Source organism: Streptomyces sp. NBC_01217, assembly GCF_035994185.1.
Classification (GTDB): Bacteria; Actinomycetota; Actinomycetes; order Streptomycetales; family Streptomycetaceae; genus Streptomyces.
The window spans coordinates 8,483,388-8,500,535 of record NZ_CP108538.1; the positions used below are offsets into that span (position 1 = coordinate 8,483,388).

Consider the following 17,148-nt stretch of genomic DNA (forward strand, 5'->3'; position numbering starts at 1 on the left):
GCGGGCAGTGCGGCGCAGGGTAGTAGTAAGGCTTGGCTTACCGTGCTCCACGGGACACGGTATCCGTTGCCGGTCTCCGGCCTCCGGGCGGGCGGCCCTCCGGGCCGTCCGGGGTGCTCTCGCCCGGTGCCCGGCACGGGTCACAAGGTGCCCCGGCCGAGCGGCACCGGATTCCCACGCCGGTGCGGGGTTCGCTCGAAGAATCGGACAAATAATGGCAGAGTGACCCACATGGATGATCGGGTAGCGGGTGCCCTGTCACTCCCGGACGACTGGCCCGCCCACCCGGATCTCAGTCTCGCCCTGAACCGTATGGGCAGCTTCGACTGGGATCTCGACAGTGGCCTGATGCACATGGACCCACCCGCACTCGATGTGTTCGACATGCGGGTGGAGGACTACGACGGCCGGCCGGAGACACTCAAGTCCAGAGTGCCGACGGACGAGGGCGTGCGGCTCGACGCCATGGTCGCGCAGGCCCTCAAGCGCGGGCAGCGCAACTACGGCGCGTACTTCAGGATCCAGCGGCGCGACGGCACGCTGCGCTGGACCCACACCCAGGGCTTCGTCCAGCGCGACGAGTCCGGCCGCCCCCACCGCATCATCGGCATCGTCCGCGACGCCACCCAGGAGCTGGCCGACTCCACCGCCCGCCGCGAACTCGACACGGAGCGCCAGCGCCGCACCAGCCTGGTGGAGGGCACCACGGCCGCCCTGGCCCACGCCCGGACGGTCCGGGACGTCATCGAGGTGCTGAAGAACTCCCAGGGACTGGCGCATCTCGGTGCGACCAGCCTGGTCGTCGGGCTGATAGAGGCCGGGCGCATCCATCTGGTGGCGGACGGCCCGGAGGGTTCGTTCGTCCCCGGCACCCGCTACACCCGGACGGACGAGCCGTACCCGATGAGCGAAGTGGTCAGTACGCTCGCGCCCCGTTTCATCGAATCCGCCGCGGACTTCGCCACCTCCTACCCGATTCTGTGGCCCCACATCAGCCACCTCGGCATCACGTCCGCCGCCTATCTGCCGCTGATCGCCCAGGCCCGGCCCATCGGCGCGATCGGACTGCTCTACAGCAACAAGGACGGTTTCACCGGCGACGAACGCAATCTGCTCGTCGCGCTCGGCAGCTCCATCGCCCAGAGCCTGCAGCGGGCCATGCTGTACGAGCAGGAGCACGATCTGGCGGAGGGCCTCCAACAGGCCATGCTGCCGCGCCGGATTCCCGACGTGCCGGGCGCCCAGGTCGCCGTCCGCTACCGCTCGGCCCGGCTGGGCCGGGACATCGGGGGCGACTGGTACGACGTCATCCCGCTGCCCGGCGGCCGCGTCGGGGCCGTCATCGGGGACGTACAGGGCCATGACACGCATGCCGCGGCCGTCATGGGACAGCTGCGCATCGTGCTGCGCGCCTACGCGGCCGAGGGGCACAGCCCCGCCACGGTGATCGCCCGCGCCTCCGTCTTCCTGCACGAGCTGGACACCGACCGCTTCGCGACCTGCTCCTACGCCGAGGTCGACCTGACGACGGGAGTGGTGCAGCTGGTCCGGGCCGGCCATGTCGATCCGCTGGTGCGCGACACCGACGGCTGCTGCCGCAGACTGCCCGCGGAGGGCGGGCTGCCGCTGGGGCTCTCGGCCGAGTTCGGGCGGCTCGAATACCCCGTCAGCACGGTCGAGCTGGACCCCGGTCAGACGCTGATCCTGTTCACCGACGGTCTGGTGGAGCTGCCCGGCACCGATCTCGACGAGGGCATGCAACTGCTGACGTCCATGGTGCGCAACGGTCCGCAGGACCTCCAGATGCTGGCCGATCAGCTCTGCGAGGAGGTCGACGAGCGAGGCGGCGAGGACGATGTGGCGGTTCTGATGCTGCGCCGCAAGGCCGCTCACGCACCCCAGCCGGGCGGCCGGCTCCAGCAGCAGGTCGCACAGGGTGACCCGGATGCGCTGAGTTCCGCGCGGCACATGATCCGGGCGGCGGTACGGGCCTGGGGGGCCAAGACACGGGCCGACGAGATCGAGCTGGCCGCCGACGAGCTGATCACCAATGCGCTGATGCACACCGACGGCGGGGCGATCGTCACCGTCCGGGTGCTCACGGGGCCCGAGCGGCGACTGCGGGTCGACGTGGAGGACCGCTCCAGCGCACTGCCCCGGCGCCGGGACGCGGGGCAGGCCGGGGTCTCCGGGCGGGGGCTGATGCTGGTGGACCGGCTGACCGACCTCTGGGGTGTGGAGTCGCGCGGCAGCGGCAAGTGCGTGTGGTGCGAGTTCGTCATTCCCGAACGCGGATGACGCAATGCTGCGCACTACCAGGAGGTAACAGAACGTAACATGTCTGTGCTTGACCGTAACCGACCGCAGGCGATTGACTGCGACTCCGTCAGTCCTGTTTTTCGATGACATGAGGATCCATTGGGCACTGAGCTACTGGCACCGCTCGATCTGGCCTTCTGGCACCTCGAATCCGATGCCCACCCCATGCACCTCGGCGCGCTCGCCGTCTTCTCCCCTCATCCCGATCCGGCGCGCGGCGCCGGGACGGAGACCGTCCTGGAGCTGCTGGGCACCCGCGCGGCCGCGATTCCCCGGCTGCGGATGCGGGTCAGGGACGTACTGCTGCCGGTCGGAGGCGCGGCCTGGTTCGTGGACAAGGACTTCGATGTGCACCGGCACATCGAGCGGGTCCGGCTGACCGAGGCGGAGTCGCTCGGCGGGGACGACGGATTCATGGCGGGCGCCACCAGGCTCGCCGGTGAACTGATGGAGCGGCCGCTCGAACGTGGCCTGCCGCCCTGGCAGATGTATGTGATCGGCGGCGCCGACGGCGGCCCCTTCGCGGTGCTCGTCAAGCTCCACCACGCGCTCGCCGACGGCATGCGCGCGGTCGCCATCGGAGCCGGGATCTTCGACGAGATCGCCTCCGTCGCCGCCCGTGCCCGCGGTGGCGTGCCCTCACGCCGGGCCCGAACGGTCCCGCCCCGCTCCTGGATGCCGGGCCCCCGCCAGGTGGCCGGTCTCGCGCTGGGCCGGATCGAGGATCTCGGGCGGGCGTTCGGGGTCGGTGCCTCCATGGTGCGGGCCAGCCGCCTCGATCTGCGCGGTGCACCCGCACTCACCGCGAGCTCCAGCGGCACCCGCCGGCTGGTCACCGCGGACCTGGACCTCGACGCCGTCCGGCGGATCAGACGGGCCGCCGGAGGCACGACCAACGACATCCTGCTCGCGATCGTCGCCGGTGCACTGCGCCGCTGGATGCTGGAGCGCGGCGAACCGCTGCCCGCCGAGGACCCGCGCGCCCTGGTGCCGGTCTCCCGCCGCAGACCGGGCCGGCACGCCGCGACCGGGAACAAGCTCTCCGCCTATCTGCTCGGCCTCCCCGTCTCCGAACCCGATCCGTGGCAGCGGCTCCGTACCGTCAGCAGGGCCATGGACCGCAACAAGTCCGCAGGGCCCTTCCGCGGCGCCGGGGCGGTCGCCGTGCTCGCCGATCAACTGCCCTCACTGGCCCACCGCTTCGGCGCGCCGCTCGCCGGGAACGCGGCCAGGATGCTCTTCGACGTCCTGGTCACCAGCGTGCCCCTGCCGCGCTCGGCGCTCTCGCTCGGCGGCTGCCCGCTGCGGGCCGTCTACCCGATGGCGCCGCTGGCCCGCGGCCAGTCCCTGGCCATCGCCCTGTCCACCTACGGGGGCCGGGTGCAGGTCGGGCTGGTGGCCGACGGCAAGGCGCTGCCCGACCTGGACCGGCTGGCGCGCTGCGCCGACGACGAGGTGGCACAGCTGCTCGCGCTGCTGCCCCAGCCATAGATCGGACAGATCTCAGGGAAAGTGCCGTAGTTCGTGCTGTCCGGGGTGTTGACGCACCCAAGTGATCCGATGAATATTCCTGTGTGCAGGAAGCGATCACTGGGGAGGGCGACGGAAGCATGCGGCGCAACAGACTGGGCGGCAGCACGGTCGAGATCACCGAGCTGTCCTTCGGAGCGGCCGCCATCGGCAATCTCTTCAGCGCCGTCGACCCCGCGCAGGCCGCGGCCGCCGTCGACGCCGCATGGGAAGAGGGCATCCGCTACTTCGACACCGCACCGCACTACGGACTCGGCCTGTCCGAACGACGGCTCGGCGAGGCCCTGCGCACCAGACCCCGCGACTCGTACGTACTGTCCACCAAGGTGGGCCGGGTGCTCGACCCGCTGCCCCCCGGCACCGTCGCCGCCGACGAGAACGCAACCGGCACTCTCTCCGAAGGCTTCGCCGTACCGGCCACTCACCGCCGCCGCTGGGACTTCAGCGCCGACGGGGTACGCCGCAGCGTCGAGGACAGCCTGGAACGGCTCGGCCTCGACCGCATCGACATCGCGTATCTGCACGACCCGGACGACCACGCACAGGCCGCGTTCCACGAGGCCTATCCGGAGCTGGAGAAACTGCGCGCGCAGGGTGTCATCGGCGCCATCGGCGCCGGCATGAACCAGACCGGGATGCTCACCCGCTTCCTGCGCGACACCGATGTCGACGTCGTGCTCTGCGCGGGCCGTCACACCCTTCTCGACCAGTCCGCCCTGACCGAGCTGCTGCCCGAGGCGGCCGCCCGCGGCCGCAGCGTCGTCGTCGGCGGCGTATTCAACTCCGGGCTGCTCGCCGATCCGCGCCCCGGCGCCACCTACGACTACACGGCCGCGCCCCAGGACCTCCTGGACCGGGCGCTGCGCATCAAGGCCGTCACCGAGCGCCACGGCATCCCGCTGCGGGCCGCGGCCCTCCACTACCCGCTCGCGCACCCGGCCGTCGCCGGAGTGCTCGTCGGCACCCGCTCCCCGGACGAGGTGCGCGACGCCGCCGCCCAGCTCCGCCGCGAGATCCCGGACGCCCTCTGGGACGACCTGCGCGCCGAGGGCCTGCTGACCGAGGACGGACACTGACATGAGGATCGCCCTGCACACCAAGGTCCGTGCCGACCGCATCGAGGAGTACGAGGCCGCGCACCGCGAAGTCCCCGCCGCGCTCACCGCCGCGATCCGCGCGGCGGGAGCCACCTCCTGGACGATCTGGCGCAGCGGCACCGATCTCTTCCACGTCATCGACTGCGCGGACTACGCCGCACTCCTCGCCGAGCTGGAGAAGCTCCCCGTCAACGTCGCCTGGCAGGCCAGGATGGCCGAGCTCCTCGACGCCGCACACGACTACTCGCCCGGCGGCGGCGAAGCCGGTCTCCCGGTCGCCTGGGAGCTGTGACATGACCGGCCGGGAACGGATCGTCGACGCCCACCACCATGTGTGGGATCTCTCCGTGCGCGACCAGGACTGGATCACCGGCGATGAACTCGCCCCGCTCCGGCGCACGTTCACCCTCGCCGACCTGGAGCCGGAGGCACGCGCCGCCGGGGTGTACGCCACCGTCCTCGTCCAGACCGTCACCGTCCCCGGGGAAACCCCCGAGTTCCTGGCCCTCGCCCATGACAACGAGCTCGTCGCGGGCGTCGTCGGCTGGTGCGATCTCACGGCGCCGGACATCGCCGACACCCTTGCCGCGCTGCGGGAACTCCCCGGCGGCGACCGGCTCGTCGGCATCCGCCACCAGGTCCAGGGCGAACCCGACCCCGCGTGGCTGCTGCGCCCCGACGTCCGGCGCGGACTGCGTGCCGTCGCCGACGCGGGACTCGTCTACGACCTCGTCGTCCAGGCCCCTCAGCTGCCCGCCACCGTCGAGGCCGCGGCCCTGCTGCCCGAGCTGACCTTCGTACTCGACCACGCCGGCAAGCCGCCCGTCGCCACCGGCCGGCTGCACCCCTGGGCCGACGACCTGCGGGCCCTCGCCGCCCGCCCCAACACCGTCTGCAAGCTCTCCGGCCTGGTCACCGAGGCCGATACACAATCCTGGAGCGTGAACGATCTGCGCCCGTACGCCGACACCGCCCTGGACGCCTTCGGCCCCGGCCGGCTGATGTTCGGCTCGGACTGGCCGGTGTGCCGGCTCGCGGCGACGTATAGGGAGGTCGTCGACGTGGCACACACCCTGACCCAATCCCTCACCGAGGACGAGCGCCGCCGTGTGTTCGCCACCACGGCCGAGCGCGTCTACGGCCTCTGACAGGCATCGGGCCGACGGCTTTGGCAGTCTGGAACCATGCCCGAATTGCCGGAAGCAGAAGCCCTGCGGGTCTTCCTCGACGACCATCTGGTCGGCAGGGAGATCGACCGCGTCCTGCCGCTCACCGTCAGCGTCCTCAAGACGTACGACCCACCCCTGAGCGCCCTGCACGGTGGCACGGTCACGGGCATCGCCCGGCACGGCAAGTTCCTGGACATCGGCGTCGGACCGCTGCACCTGATCACCCATCTCGCCCGGGCCGGCTGGCTGCGCTGGAAGGGCGGCTTCCCCGCCGCACCGCCGCGCCCCGGCAAGGGGCCCCTGGCGCTGCGTACCGTACTCACCGGCGGCGACGGCTTCGACCTCACCGAGGCGGGCACCACCAAACGCCTCTCCGTATATCTGGTGCACGACCCGGCCGAAGTGCCGGGCATCGCCCGCCTCGGCCCCGACCCGCTCGACGACTCCTTCGACCGTGCGGCGTTCGCCGCGCTGCTCGCCGGGGAACGCCGCCGGATCAAGGGCGCCCTGCGCGACCAGTCCCTGATCGCCGGGATCGGCAACGCCTACAGCGACGAGATCCTGCACGTCGCGAAGATGTCGCCGTACAAGCTCACCGCGAGCCTCACCGACGAGGAGATCACCCGGCTGCACACCGCGCTGCGCACCACGCTCCGCGACGCGGTCGCCCGCTCCAGCGGACTGGAGGCCGGAAAGCTCAAGGCCGAGAAGAAGAGCGGGATGCGCGTCCACGGACGCACCGGCGAGGCGTGCCCCGTCTGCGGGGACACCATCCGCGAGGTGTCCTTCAGCGACTCCTCGCTCCAGTACTGCCCGATCTGCCAGACCGGTGGCAAACCACTGGCCGACCGCCGAATGTCCAGACTGCTCAAGTAGCCCCGGTCACCGAGTGATCCGCAGCAGCCGCCGCCCGCCCGCCGTCCGCACCTCGAAGTGATCGATGGACTCCGGCCGCAGCGCGGCCCCGCCCCGTACCACCACGTGCTCCGGCCCCGGACCGTGCACCGACCAGGTGGCCACCGTCTCCTCGCTCCCGTCCCGCCCCACCGCGACCAGTGCGCACACCCCCGCCACCGGCACCCGGGCCACATCGAGGCCGACCTCCGTGCCCCAGTCGCGCGCCCCGGTCGTCACCACGGCCGCAGCCCCCGAGGCCCGGTCCGCTCCCTCCCACCGCTGCGCCCCCGCCCCGCCGGGCACCGTCAGCGCCCCGGTCACCGCGAGAACCACCGCGGCCGCCACCAGCACGATCCGCCGCCCCCGGCTCCGGCGCCGCCGGGCAACCGCCACGCCCACCACACGCCCCAGCAGCTCCGGACCCGCCCGCTCCACCGGACCGACCCCCGGCGGTGTCAGCCGGGCGTACCGCCCCAGCACGGCGGCCACCCCGGCGAACTCCGCCGCCATGTCCCGGCACCGGGCACAGTCCGCCAGATGCTCCTCGAATCGGAAGGAATCCGCGGCGCCCAGTACACCCAGTGCATGGGCGCCGACATAGCGATGAGGTTCCAGGGTGCGCATGCCGTCGGGTACGGAAAGAACCGCTGAATCACTCAGCCCACCATCCCTCGGAAGCACCTGAGACCGACCGGCAAATGGGGGGCGGCGTCTAAACTCCGCCCCATGCTGCGCGTACTCGCCGTCGACGACGAACAACCCGCCCTGGAGGAACTCCTCTACCTCCTGCGCGCCGACCCCCGAATCCGCAGCGCCGAGGGCGCCACCGGGGCCACCGAGGCGCTGCGCCGCATCGGCAGCGCCGTCGACGCCGGCCCCGACGACCCCTGCGCCATCGACGTCGTCTTCCTCGACATCCACATGGCGGGCCTCACCGGCCTCGACGTCGCCCAGCTGCTGGCCGGATTCGCCGCACCCCCGCTCATCGTCTTCGTCACCGCACACGAGGGCTTCGCCGTCCACGCCTTCGACCTCAAGGCCGTCGACTACGTCCTCAAACCGGTACGCCGCGAACGCCTCGCCGAAGCGGTCCGCCGCGTCGCCGAACAGGTCGGCGACCGCTCCGCACCCGTACTCGACGCAGCCAACGACCAGATACCGGTGGAATTGGGCGGAGTGGTCCGGTTCATCCCGATCGACGACATCGCCTACGCAGAGGCCCAGGGCGACTACGCCCGGCTGTACACCGACCACGGCAGCCACCTCGTCCGCGTACCCCTCACCACCCTGGAGGAGCGCTGGCGCTCCCGCGGCTTCGTACGCATCCACCGCCGCCATCTCGTCGCGCTGGGCCGGATCGACGAGCTCCGCCTCGACGCGGGCAGCATGAGCGTCCGCATCGGCACCGCGGAACTCGCCGTGAGCCGCCGCCACACCCGCGCGCTGCGCGATCTGCTGATGCGCCAGACCGGCCGCTGACCAGCGCCTACCCGCACACGGACCCCTTCCCACGGGGGACCGGTGCTGCGTACACTCCGGGCCCATGTCCGCAGAGCCAACACCCCGGCGTGAAGTGGTGACGGGGGAGCCCCGGCGGGTGCGCCCGCTGCCGCGCTACCGCACCCAGTCGGAGATCGACGAACAGACCGCACTGGGCGGCGCGTACGTCCGCTCGCTGATGCGCAGCCAGCTGCGCGCCGGACTCACCGTGTTCCTCACCCTCGCCGTGATCGTCGGCACGCTGCCGCTGGTCTTCGAAGCCCTGCACAGCGCCGCGCTCGTCTGGGCCGTCCTCGGGTTCGCCGCCTATCCGCCGCTGACCCTGACCGCATGGTGGTACGTGCGACGGGCCGAGCGCAACGAACGCGACTTCGCCCGGCTCGTGGAAGGCCGCCCCGCACAGTGAGCCGCACGTACGCGGTGGCGGCCGTCGCCGTCGTCGTGGTCGCGACCGTCCTCGTCGGCGGTTTCGGGCTGCGCATATCCCGTACCACCTCCGACTTCTACGTCGCCTCGCGCACGGTACGCCCCCGGCTCAACGCCGCCGCGATCAGCGGCGAATACCTCTCCGCCGCGTCCTTCCTCGGCATCGCCGGTCTGGTGCTCGTGCACGGCCCGGACATGCTCTGGTATCCGGTCGGATACACCGCGGGCTATCTCGTGCTGCTGGTCTTCGTCGCCGCGCCGCTGCGCCGCTCGGGGGCGTACACCCTGCCCGACTTCGCCGAGGGCCGGCTCGAATCGCGGCAGGTGCGCAGGCTGGTGAGCGTCTTCGTCGTCGCCGCGGGCTGGCTCTATCTCGTACCGCAGCTCCAGGGCGCGGGACTGACGCTGAAGATCCTGACCGGGGCCCCCGGCTGGCTCGGTGATGTGCTCGTGGCGTCCGTCGTCGTCATCGCCGTCGCCGCGGGCGGCATGCGCTCCATCACCTTCGTGCAGGTCTTCCAGTACTGGCTGAAACTGACCGCGCTCCTCGTCCCCGCGATCTTCCTGGTGCTCGCCTGGCAGGGCGACGGACGGCCCCGCGTCGCCTTCGACGAGCAGCTCTCCGTGTTCCGAGCGGACCATCCGCTGTACGCCACCTACGGGCTGATCGTCGCGACCTTCCTCGGCACCATGGGCCTTCCGCATGTCGTCGTCCGCTTCTACACCAGCCCCAACGGCCGCGACGCCCGCCGCACGACGGTCGCCGTCCTCGCACTGATCGGCGTGTTCTATCTGCTGCCGCCGGTCTACGGCGCACTGGGCAGGCTGTACGCCCCCGAGCTGATCCACGGCGGGGACGCGGACGCCGCCGTACTGCTGCTGCCGGACCGGGTCATCGGCGGACTCGGCGGGGATCTGCTCGGCGCGCTCATCGCCGGCGGCGCCTTCGCCGCGTTCCTGTCGACCGCCTCCGGCCTCACCATGGCCGTCGCCGGAGTCATCACCCAGGACGTCCTGCCCTCGCGCGGGGTACGCCATTTCCGGCTGGCCACCGTCCTTGCGATGTGTGTGCCGCTGGCCGGGTCGCTGATGGTCAGCCGGGTGCCGGTGGCCGACTCGGTAGGGATGGCCTTCTCCGTCTCCGCGTCCTCCTTCTGCCCGCTGCTGGTCCTCGGCATCTGGTGGCGGCGCCTCACCCCGCCCGGCGCGATCGCCGGGCTGCTGCTCGGCGGCGGCTCCGCGTTCCTGTCCGTCGCCATCACCGTCAGCGGCGCGGTACGCCCGCCCGGCTGGCCGCACGCCCTGCTCGCCTGGCCCGCCGTCTGGTCGGTGCCCGTCGGCTTCCTCGCCATGGGCCTGGTGTCCCTCGCCACGCCCGGCCGCATACCCCCCGGCACGAACGCCGCCATGACCCGCTTCCACCTGCCGGAAGCACTGATCTCGGGGAGACACCGATGACCGGGGCCGGATACGCCGTACTCGTCCTGCTCGTCCTCCTGCTGCTCGGCGCGGGCTTCCTGCTCGGCCGCCGCACCGCGCGCCCCGTCCGTCCCAGCGACGTCGGAACCCCCGTCGAGCACGCCACCTTCGAGACCCTGCACACCGCCTCGCTGGCCGCTCCCGCGCTGCGCGCCGGACTCACCGAGGAGAGCGCCCGCAAATCCGCCCGCAGGCTCCGCTCCCTGCTCGGCACCGACGCCCTCTGCCTCACCGACCGCGACCGGGTGCTCGTCTGGGACGGCGAGGGCGAACACCACGGCCGGCACGTGATGGAGCAGGTGCGGGGCCTCCTCGCCAGCGGCCGCGACACCGCCTTCCGCAGCGACTGCGACGACCTCGACTGCACGCTGCGCTGGGCCGTCGCCGTGCCCCTCACCGTCGACCACCGGGTCCTGGGCACCCTCATCGCCTACGCCCCGCGCGAATCCGCGGTGCTGGCCAGAGCGGCCGGAGAGGTGGCCCGCTGGGTCTGCGTACAGCTGGAACTCGCCGAACTCGACCGCTCCCGCACCCAGCTCATCGAGGCCGAGATCAGGGCCCTGCGCGCCCAGATATCCCCGCACTTCATCTTCAACTCACTGGCCGCCATCGCCTCGTTCGTCCGCACCGACCCCGAGCAGGCCCGCGAACTCCTCCTGGAATTCGCCGACTTCACCCGCTACTCGTTCCGCAGCCACGGCGACTTCACCACCCTTGCCGACGAACTCCACTCCATCGACCAGTACCTGGCACTCGTACGCGCCCGCTTCGGCGAACGGCTCGCGGTCACCCTCCAGGTCGCCCCCGAAGTGCTGCCCGTCTCCCTGCCGTTCCTCTGCCTCCAGCCCTTGGTCGAAAACGCCGTCAAGCACGGCCTCGAAGGAGCCGTCTCGCGCAGTCGCATCACCATCAGCGCACTCGACGCAGGCTCCGAGGCCGAGGTCGTCATCGAGGACGACGGCACCGGAATGGACCCCGAACACCTGCGTCACATCCTGCGCGGCGAGGGCGGCCACTCCACCGGAATCGGGCTGCTGAACGTCGACGAACGGCTGCGCCAGGTGTACGGGGACGACTACGGACTCGTCATCGAAACGGGCGTCGGCGCCGGGATGAAGATCACCGTACGGCTGCCGAAGTACCGTGCGGGGGTGCATGGTTCCTGACCACCGGACGGGGTCACGATCAGTGGAGGTGGATCGCCAGATGTCCCAGCGGCAGGCCGAGCTGCCAGGCGGGTGTCCACACCTGGGCCGGCTCCTCCGCGTCGGCCTCGTCACCGACCGGTTCCCAGGGCGGCGGGCCGATCGCATCGAGGTCGGCCGCGAGCAGCTCGGTCTCCTCCAGCCACCGCCAGGCCGTCCGGGCCAGCGCCAGATCGGGGTCCGCGCCGCCCGCCCCGGGCCCCGGGGCCGCGTCCAGCGCGTCGAGCCGGTCACAGACCCAGCAGCGCCAGGCCGCCCCGTACGCCGTCAGCAGCCGCAGCTCGTCCATCCGGGCCGCGGGCAGGGCATCGGGCACCCCGCCGTCGGAGAGGAAGACGGTGAGCGCGAGCGCGTCCCGCCCCGCGCGGTACTCCAGCGTGGACGGCTCCATCAGATCGCCGGTCCGCAGCAGATCGTCGGCGATGTACTCGGCGTACATCCAGGCCATCGGGACCAGCAGCCCGCCCCCACTGGTTCCATCCTGACGTTCCGGGCACATCCCGACTCGCCTCTTTCTCTTCTCGGCACCGGGCTTCACGGAGCATTGAACCGGGGGAGCGCGCCCCGCGTGGCCAGAAGGACAGGATCCGTCACGACCGGGTCCGTCCACGACACGAGGATGCGATGACCGCCGATCCCGGGGAGGGCCCGCACGTGCGGCAGTTGCTCGGCGCCTATGTTCTCGACGCGCTCACGGCCGGCGAGACCCGCGCGGTCTGCCGCCATCTGCAGTACTGCGACCACTGCGCCGCCGACTACGTGGAGGTCGCGGAGGCCGTGTCGCTGCTCGCCCTGCTCAGCGAGGAGGACCTGCTGGAGTAGCCCGGAAGGTTACGGGAGAGCTGACGCAGCGCGTAGTAGGACCGGGACTTGACCGTGCCCGCCGGAATGCCGAGCGCCTGCGCCGTCTCGCCCACGCTCAGCCCGCGGAAATATATCTGGACGAGGACCGCGCGGTGTTCCGGGCTGAGGGTGCGTACCGCATCGCGTACGTCGAGGGCCGAGACCGTGGAATCGGCGGTGTCCCCCTCACCCGGGGCGGCCTGCAGCACGACGTCACTGACCTCGGCCGGCCGGGCCTGCCTGGAGCGGCGCGCATCGATCGCGAGGCGCCGCGCGACGGTGAAGAGCCAGGGCCGCATCGACTCGTACGGGGCATCGAAGGCCTCCGGGTGCTGCCAGGCCCGCACCAGCGTCTCCTGGAGCAGATCCTCAGCCCGCTGCCGGTCGCCGAAGGTGAGCCCGAGCAGGAAGTGGAACAGGGCGGGGCCGTGCTCCCGCTGGAGGTCCGCGAGGGCCCGCTCATCGGTCGTCGTGGTGGTCATCGTGAACGCCCTTCCCCGTGGTGGCCCCTGCGGCTTCGCTGCCGACTGGCGTATACGAACGCATTGGCGCGCGGAGGAACAGGCGACGAGCGGTTCCGTGCGACGAGCGGTCGCACAGTGCGGCGAATGGTGCGGTGAACGGTCGGGCGGCGGTCGGCGGAGTGTGCGTACGGGCGCCGGATCAGCCTCCGTCCGCCTTCGGTGCCTTTGCCATCTCCGAATTCCGGTACGAGTAGCCGAAGTAGATCACCAGACCGACCAGGAACCACACCACGAACCGCAGCCACGTCTGCCACTGCAGGAAGGTGATCAGCCAGACCGAGAACACCACCCCCAGGGCGGGCACGAACGGCATGCCGGGGGTACGGAACGTACGCGGCAGCCCGGGCCGCTTGTAACGCAGCACGATCACCGCGATGCACACCACGACGAACGCCAGCAGAATGCCGATGTTCGTCAGCTCGGCGGCCTCGCCGATCGGCAGGAATCCGGCGATCACGGCGGACGCCGCGCCGACGATCCAGGTCACCCGGGTCGGCACGTGCCGGGTCGGGTGGGTCCTGGCGAACCACTTCGGCAGCAGCCCGTCGCGGCTCATGGAGAACCACACCCGGGTCACGCCGAGCATGAAGGTGAACATCACCGTGAGGATGCCGATGATCGCGCCCACCGCGATCACATCGGCGAGCCTGGTGAGCCCCACCGACTTGAAGGCCGTGGAGAATCCGGACTCCGGGTCGATGTCCTTGTAGCTCTGCATCCCCGTCAGCACCAGACACGCCGCCACATAGAGCACCATGGAGATCGCGAGGGAGTACAGGATCGCCTTCGGCATGTGCCGCTGGGCGTCCTTGGACTCCTCGGCGGCCGTCGACATGGCGTCGTACCCGAACACAGCGAAGAACACCGTGGCCGCACCGGTGAAGGCGCCGCTGACCCCGAACGGGAAGAAGGGGGCGTAGTTGGCGGTGTCGATGTGGAACACGCCGACGCCGATGACCAGCAGGACGACCAGGACCTTCAAGGCCACTACGACCGTCTCGAAGCGGGCCGCGTTCCTGATGCCCAGGGTCAGCAGATACGCCACGAGCAGACAGAGCAACGCGGCGAACAGGTCCACCCGGTGGCCCGCTCCGGTACCGGGCGCGCCCAGCATCCACTTCGGCAGTTCGAGCCCCGTCTCGCCGAGCAGAAAGCTGAAGTAGCCGGAGATGCCGATCGCGACCACGGCCACGATCGCCGTGTACTCCAGCAGCAGGTCCCAGCCGATGAACCAGCCCACCAGCTCGCCGAGCACCGCGTACCCGTAGGTGTAGGCGGAGCCGGCCTTCGGGATCAGGCCCGCGAACTCCGCGTAGCTGAACGCGGCCGCCGCGCTCGCCACACCCGCGATCAGGAAGGAGACGAGGACCGCGGGCCCGGCGGTGCCGTTGGCCACCGTGCCGGCGAGGGTGAAGATTCCGGCCCCGATGATGCCGCCCACGCCGATCGCCGTGAGCTGCCACAACCCGAGCGTTCTGGTCAGCTGGGTGGTGACGTCCCCCGTCGGGCCCGTCCCGTCGATCTGCTCGATCGGCTTGCGGCGCAGTACGCCCTCGCCCACTCGCAGCCCTGCCATGAGTCACCTCTCCGCTGACGGCTGTCCCCGACGGGCGCTGATCACGGAACCACGGTGACGGGCCAGCGGCCCGCCTTCACCAGCCGGACCGCCACCGAACCGATGAACCGGTGCCCGGCCGACTCCGACGCACCCACCACGACGGCATCGGCCTTCAGCTCCTGCGCCGCCGTCACGAGTCCGTTGTAGGGATCACCGTGGAAGGTGTGGAACTCCCAGCGCACATTCCATATGTCCTTCATCCGCTCCGTCCACTCGCGGATCTCGTTCACCAGCCCCTGTGCGACCTCTCCGGTCGCGTCGGCGACCGGTGCACCGAGCGCGGCTCCCGCGGGCAGCACGGGCTGGACATAGACGAGGGCGAGCACGGCCCCCTGACGACGGGCGAGTCCGGCCGCGTACGCGGCGGCATGCATGGAGGAATCGGAGCCGTCGAGGCCTGCGACGATCACTTTCGGGCCGTCTGTGCCACGTTCGAACCGGTGGGGCTGTTGGTCTGTCACGGCAGTGAGGCTATCCGCTCCCGGTGCCGCCCTCCGCCCGGGCTGCGGCAGGGTCCCGGAGGGAGCCGTCGGTTGCCGCGGCACCGGTGAAGGCGACCGACGTGGTGGTGACCAGCTGCGGCGGGCCCAGGGAGAAGTCCGCTCCGTTCTTCGCCAGTGCCAGGCAGATGAGCACCACCAGGGCGAGGGCGCCCCAGGGCGAGCGCCCGGTCCGTTCGACGTGCCAGCTTTCCCGGCCCATGATTCTCCCTTTGTCGCGACGCCTGGAACGCTAGGCGCGGGGGAGCCGTGCGGCGATCGGGGAAGGGCGAACGGGTGGCACCCGCCCGATACGCCGGTCGCCCCGAGCCCTGTCACGGGACTCGGGGCGACCGGCGTATCGGGCCGCACTGCCCTGCGTTCAGTGCGGGCGGCTCTGCCTGCGCTCACGTACGACATAGATGGTGCCGGTGGCTGTGACCACCGCCAGCGCCGTTCCGGCGGCGATCTCCGCGGCGTTCATCCGGTCGTCTCCGCCCTCGGCTCCGCTCAGTACACCGGCGGGCGGGCCCGGGGTACCGGTGGGTGCGCCGGAGGGTGCGCCGACCGTGAGAGCGGCCTTCGCCGTGGAGCCGGGCGGGGCATTGCAGATGAACGTCACCTCGTAGGCGGCACCAGGTTTCGCGTCCCAGTCGACCGTGGCCGCGACGGCCTCGCCTCTGGGAATGGTGACCGTGTCGAACACTCCGGAGCCGGCTGTGGCGGTTGTGGAGCACCCCCGGGCGGCCAGGGTGACCTGGCTCCCCGGCGCGATCACCGACGGAGTGACGGTGTATCCGGTCGCGGAGGACGCGCCTCCCGACGTCTCGGCGTACGCGGTCGCAGCCGGGGCGGTCAGGGCGAGAGCGGCGGCGCCGAGCAGGGCGACGGGTGCGGCACCTATTGCGCGCATGGGTGAATCCTCCGAGTCCCCGAGGAGCAGTTGCGGAACCGATTTCCACAGTGCGTCAGAAATGCACCTCGATGCCCCAAACGCTAGAAGTCGCGTATTTCGCTCGCGATCGGAGTGCGCCGCCCGGGGCACCGGATTCCCCCGAGCGGCGCACCGCGTGTACGGAGCCGGACCGCTATCCGCCCGTCGCGCCGGGGAACAGGTCGAGGAACGGCGCCGCGGTGGCCGAGATACCGCGGCCGAAGGGCGAGTCGAAGTCCCAGATCAGGAAAAGCAGAAAGGCGATCAGGACGCTGAAGAGGCCGGCCAGCAGCAGTTCGCGGAAGGTTCTGCGGATCTGCAGCGTGAAGATCAGTCCGACGGTCACCAGTGCCCCGGTGATCAGGCCGAACCAGACCACGCCCGGCATGGTCGCACCGGCACTCCCGCCGCGTGCGCTGCGTGCGTCGTCCGCCGCGGCGACCTGGTCGACCAGTGGCTGATACGCCTGCCCCTCGTGATCGTTCCTCGGCCGGTAGTCGGTGACATCGGTGCGCACCTTGCCGAGGAGCCTGGCCCCCTCGTCGGTGAGGGCGCCGTGCTCGGTCATCGACCGCCACTCGTCGTGGACGACATGGCGCACGTAGGCGTCGACATCGGCGCGGATGCGCCTACGCACGTCCGCCGGATAGACGGCGGACCGGGCGCTCACCTCGTGCAGTGCCTGGGCCTCCTGGCGTACGTACTCCTGGGCGGCGCTGCGGCCCTCCCAGACGCCCGCGATGGCGAGGCCCAGCACGATCGCGTAGACGACACCGATCATCATCGTCATGTATTCGATGACGTCGGGAGTCTCGGACGGGTCGTCGTCGTCGCCGATCCGGCGGTTGTTGAGCACGGCGATGGTCAGGACGACGGCGCTCGCCGCGACCATCGCGAGGGTGAGAACAAGCCATTCCGACATGGGTTCCTCCGTAGGTCATCGGGAGCGGGGGCGCAGCACGGCGACGGCGAACACCGCAGGGGCTGTGATCAGCAGGGTGAGGGTGACCAGGGAGGTGCGGCGCTCGTGGACCTTGCGCGGCGGCTTGCGGTAGGCGGGGAACGCCACGGGCCGGGGCGCGGGAGGTGACAGACGTACGGAGGGTGAGGGGGAAGGCGAGGGCGAAG

At 71.1% G+C, this 17,148-nt stretch carries 20 protein-coding genes; 11 read left to right on the top strand and 9 right to left on the bottom strand.

Annotated features, from left to right (window positions below; translation table 11 throughout):
• Nucleotides 1-231: 231 nt before the first annotated feature.
• The 6 genes from OG507_RS37835 to OG507_RS37860 all read left to right on the top strand — a co-directional run bounded on the left by OG507_RS37835 (nucleotide 232) and on the right by OG507_RS37860 (nucleotide 6,991).
• Nucleotides 232-2,298 carry a SpoIIE family protein phosphatase gene (locus tag OG507_RS37835; RefSeq protein WP_327371614.1) on the top strand — a complete coding sequence of 689 codons (2,067 nt, stop codon included), beginning with the start codon at nucleotides 232-234 and terminating at the stop codon, nucleotides 2,296-2,298.
• Between the two features lie 120 nt (nucleotides 2,299-2,418).
• The gene (locus OG507_RS37840) at nucleotides 2,419-3,810 is read left to right on the top strand and encodes a wax ester/triacylglycerol synthase family O-acyltransferase (protein WP_327371615.1); all 1,392 of its coding nucleotides are present in this window, start codon (nucleotides 2,419-2,421) and stop codon (nucleotides 3,808-3,810) included.
• Nucleotides 3,811-3,929: 119 nt separating this feature from the next.
• On the top strand, nucleotides 3,930-4,925 hold the full coding sequence (locus tag OG507_RS37845) for an aldo/keto reductase (protein WP_327371616.1): 996 nt from the start codon (nucleotides 3,930-3,932) through the stop codon (nucleotides 4,923-4,925).
• Nucleotide 4,926: 1 nt separating this feature from the next.
• Entirely contained in the window at nucleotides 4,927-5,238 is a 312-nt protein-coding gene (locus OG507_RS37850) for an L-rhamnose mutarotase (protein WP_327371617.1), read from the top strand.
• A 1-nt stretch (nucleotide 5,239) separates the two neighbouring features.
• Nucleotides 5,240-6,094: an amidohydrolase family protein gene (locus OG507_RS37855; protein WP_327371618.1), complete on the top strand. Its 855-nt coding sequence runs from the start codon at nucleotides 5,240-5,242 to the stop codon at nucleotides 6,092-6,094.
• 36 nt (nucleotides 6,095-6,130) lie between these two features.
• Nucleotides 6,131-6,991, top strand: a complete 861-nt coding sequence (locus OG507_RS37860; protein WP_327371619.1) for an Fpg/Nei family DNA glycosylase — start codon at nucleotides 6,131-6,133, stop codon at nucleotides 6,989-6,991.
• Between the two features lie 6 nt (nucleotides 6,992-6,997).
• On the opposite strand, the gene OG507_RS37865 is transcribed toward OG507_RS37860, so the two are convergent.
• On the bottom strand, nucleotides 6,998-7,636 hold the full coding sequence (locus tag OG507_RS37865) for a zf-HC2 domain-containing protein (RefSeq protein WP_327371620.1): 639 nt from the start codon (nucleotides 7,634-7,636) through the stop codon (nucleotides 6,998-7,000).
• 102 nt (nucleotides 7,637-7,738) lie between these two features.
• On the opposite strand from OG507_RS37865, the gene OG507_RS37870 reads away from it, so the two are divergent.
• From OG507_RS37870 to OG507_RS37885, 4 genes are all read left to right on the top strand, one after another.
• Nucleotides 7,739-8,491, top strand: a complete 753-nt coding sequence (locus OG507_RS37870) for a LytR/AlgR family response regulator transcription factor (protein WP_327371621.1) — start codon at nucleotides 7,739-7,741, stop codon at nucleotides 8,489-8,491.
• 64 nt (nucleotides 8,492-8,555) lie between these two features.
• Nucleotides 8,556-8,918: a hypothetical protein gene (locus tag OG507_RS37875; RefSeq protein ID WP_327371622.1), complete on the top strand. Its 363-nt coding sequence runs from the start codon at nucleotides 8,556-8,558 to the stop codon at nucleotides 8,916-8,918.
• Nucleotides 8,915-10,396, top strand: a complete 1,482-nt coding sequence (locus tag OG507_RS37880; RefSeq protein WP_327371623.1) for a sodium/solute symporter — start codon at nucleotides 8,915-8,917, stop codon at nucleotides 10,394-10,396. Before OG507_RS37875 ends, OG507_RS37880 begins: the two co-directional genes overlap by 4 nt.
• Entirely contained in the window at nucleotides 10,393-11,583 is a 1,191-nt protein-coding gene (locus OG507_RS37885) for a sensor histidine kinase (protein WP_327371624.1), read from the top strand. Before OG507_RS37880 ends, OG507_RS37885 begins: the two co-directional genes overlap by 4 nt.
• 19 nt (nucleotides 11,584-11,602) lie before the next feature.
• Here the strand turns inward: OG507_RS37885 and OG507_RS37890 are convergent, their stop codons facing one another.
• The gene (locus OG507_RS37890; RefSeq protein ID WP_327371625.1) at nucleotides 11,603-12,121 is read right to left on the bottom strand and encodes a hypothetical protein; all 519 of its coding nucleotides are present in this window, start codon (nucleotides 12,119-12,121) and stop codon (nucleotides 11,603-11,605) included.
• A gap of 125 nt (nucleotides 12,122-12,246) precedes the next feature.
• On the opposite strand from OG507_RS37890, the gene OG507_RS37895 reads away from it, so the two are divergent.
• Nucleotides 12,247-12,444 carry a zf-HC2 domain-containing protein gene (locus tag OG507_RS37895; protein ID WP_327371626.1) on the top strand — a complete coding sequence of 66 codons (198 nt, stop codon included), beginning with the start codon at nucleotides 12,247-12,249 and terminating at the stop codon, nucleotides 12,442-12,444.
• Here the strand turns inward: OG507_RS37895 and OG507_RS37900 are convergent.
• The 7 genes from OG507_RS37900 to OG507_RS37930 all read right to left on the bottom strand — a co-directional run bounded on the left by OG507_RS37900 (nucleotide 12,378) and on the right by OG507_RS37930 (nucleotide 17,089).
• The gene (locus OG507_RS37900; RefSeq protein ID WP_327371627.1) at nucleotides 12,378-12,947 is read right to left on the bottom strand and encodes a sigma-70 family RNA polymerase sigma factor; all 570 of its coding nucleotides are present in this window, start codon (nucleotides 12,945-12,947) and stop codon (nucleotides 12,378-12,380) included. The two genes, OG507_RS37895 and OG507_RS37900, sit on opposite strands and share 67 nt — an antisense overlap.
• A gap of 181 nt (nucleotides 12,948-13,128) precedes the next feature.
• Nucleotides 13,129-14,565, bottom strand: coding sequence for an amino acid permease (locus tag OG507_RS37905; RefSeq protein ID WP_327371628.1), 1,437 nt, complete (start codon nucleotides 14,563-14,565; stop codon nucleotides 13,129-13,131).
• Nucleotides 14,566-14,606: 41 nt separating this feature from the next.
• Nucleotides 14,607-15,068, bottom strand: a complete 462-nt coding sequence (locus tag OG507_RS37910; RefSeq protein WP_327371629.1) for a universal stress protein — start codon at nucleotides 15,066-15,068, stop codon at nucleotides 14,607-14,609.
• A 10-nt stretch (nucleotides 15,069-15,078) separates the two neighbouring features.
• Nucleotides 15,079-15,309, bottom strand: coding sequence for a hypothetical protein (locus tag OG507_RS37915; RefSeq protein ID WP_327371630.1), 231 nt, complete (start codon nucleotides 15,307-15,309; stop codon nucleotides 15,079-15,081).
• Nucleotides 15,310-15,468: 159 nt separating this feature from the next.
• On the bottom strand, nucleotides 15,469-15,999 hold the full coding sequence (locus OG507_RS37920) for a hypothetical protein (RefSeq protein ID WP_327371631.1): 531 nt from the start codon (nucleotides 15,997-15,999) through the stop codon (nucleotides 15,469-15,471).
• 175 nt (nucleotides 16,000-16,174) lie between these two features.
• Nucleotides 16,175-16,942, bottom strand: coding sequence for a bestrophin-like domain (locus tag OG507_RS37925; protein WP_327371632.1), 768 nt, complete (start codon nucleotides 16,940-16,942; stop codon nucleotides 16,175-16,177).
• A 15-nt stretch (nucleotides 16,943-16,957) separates the two neighbouring features.
• A complete protein-coding gene (locus OG507_RS37930; RefSeq protein WP_327371633.1) occupies nucleotides 16,958-17,089 on the bottom strand; it encodes a hypothetical protein in 132 nt (43 codons plus the stop codon).
• Nucleotides 17,090-17,148: the final 59 nt, after the last annotated feature.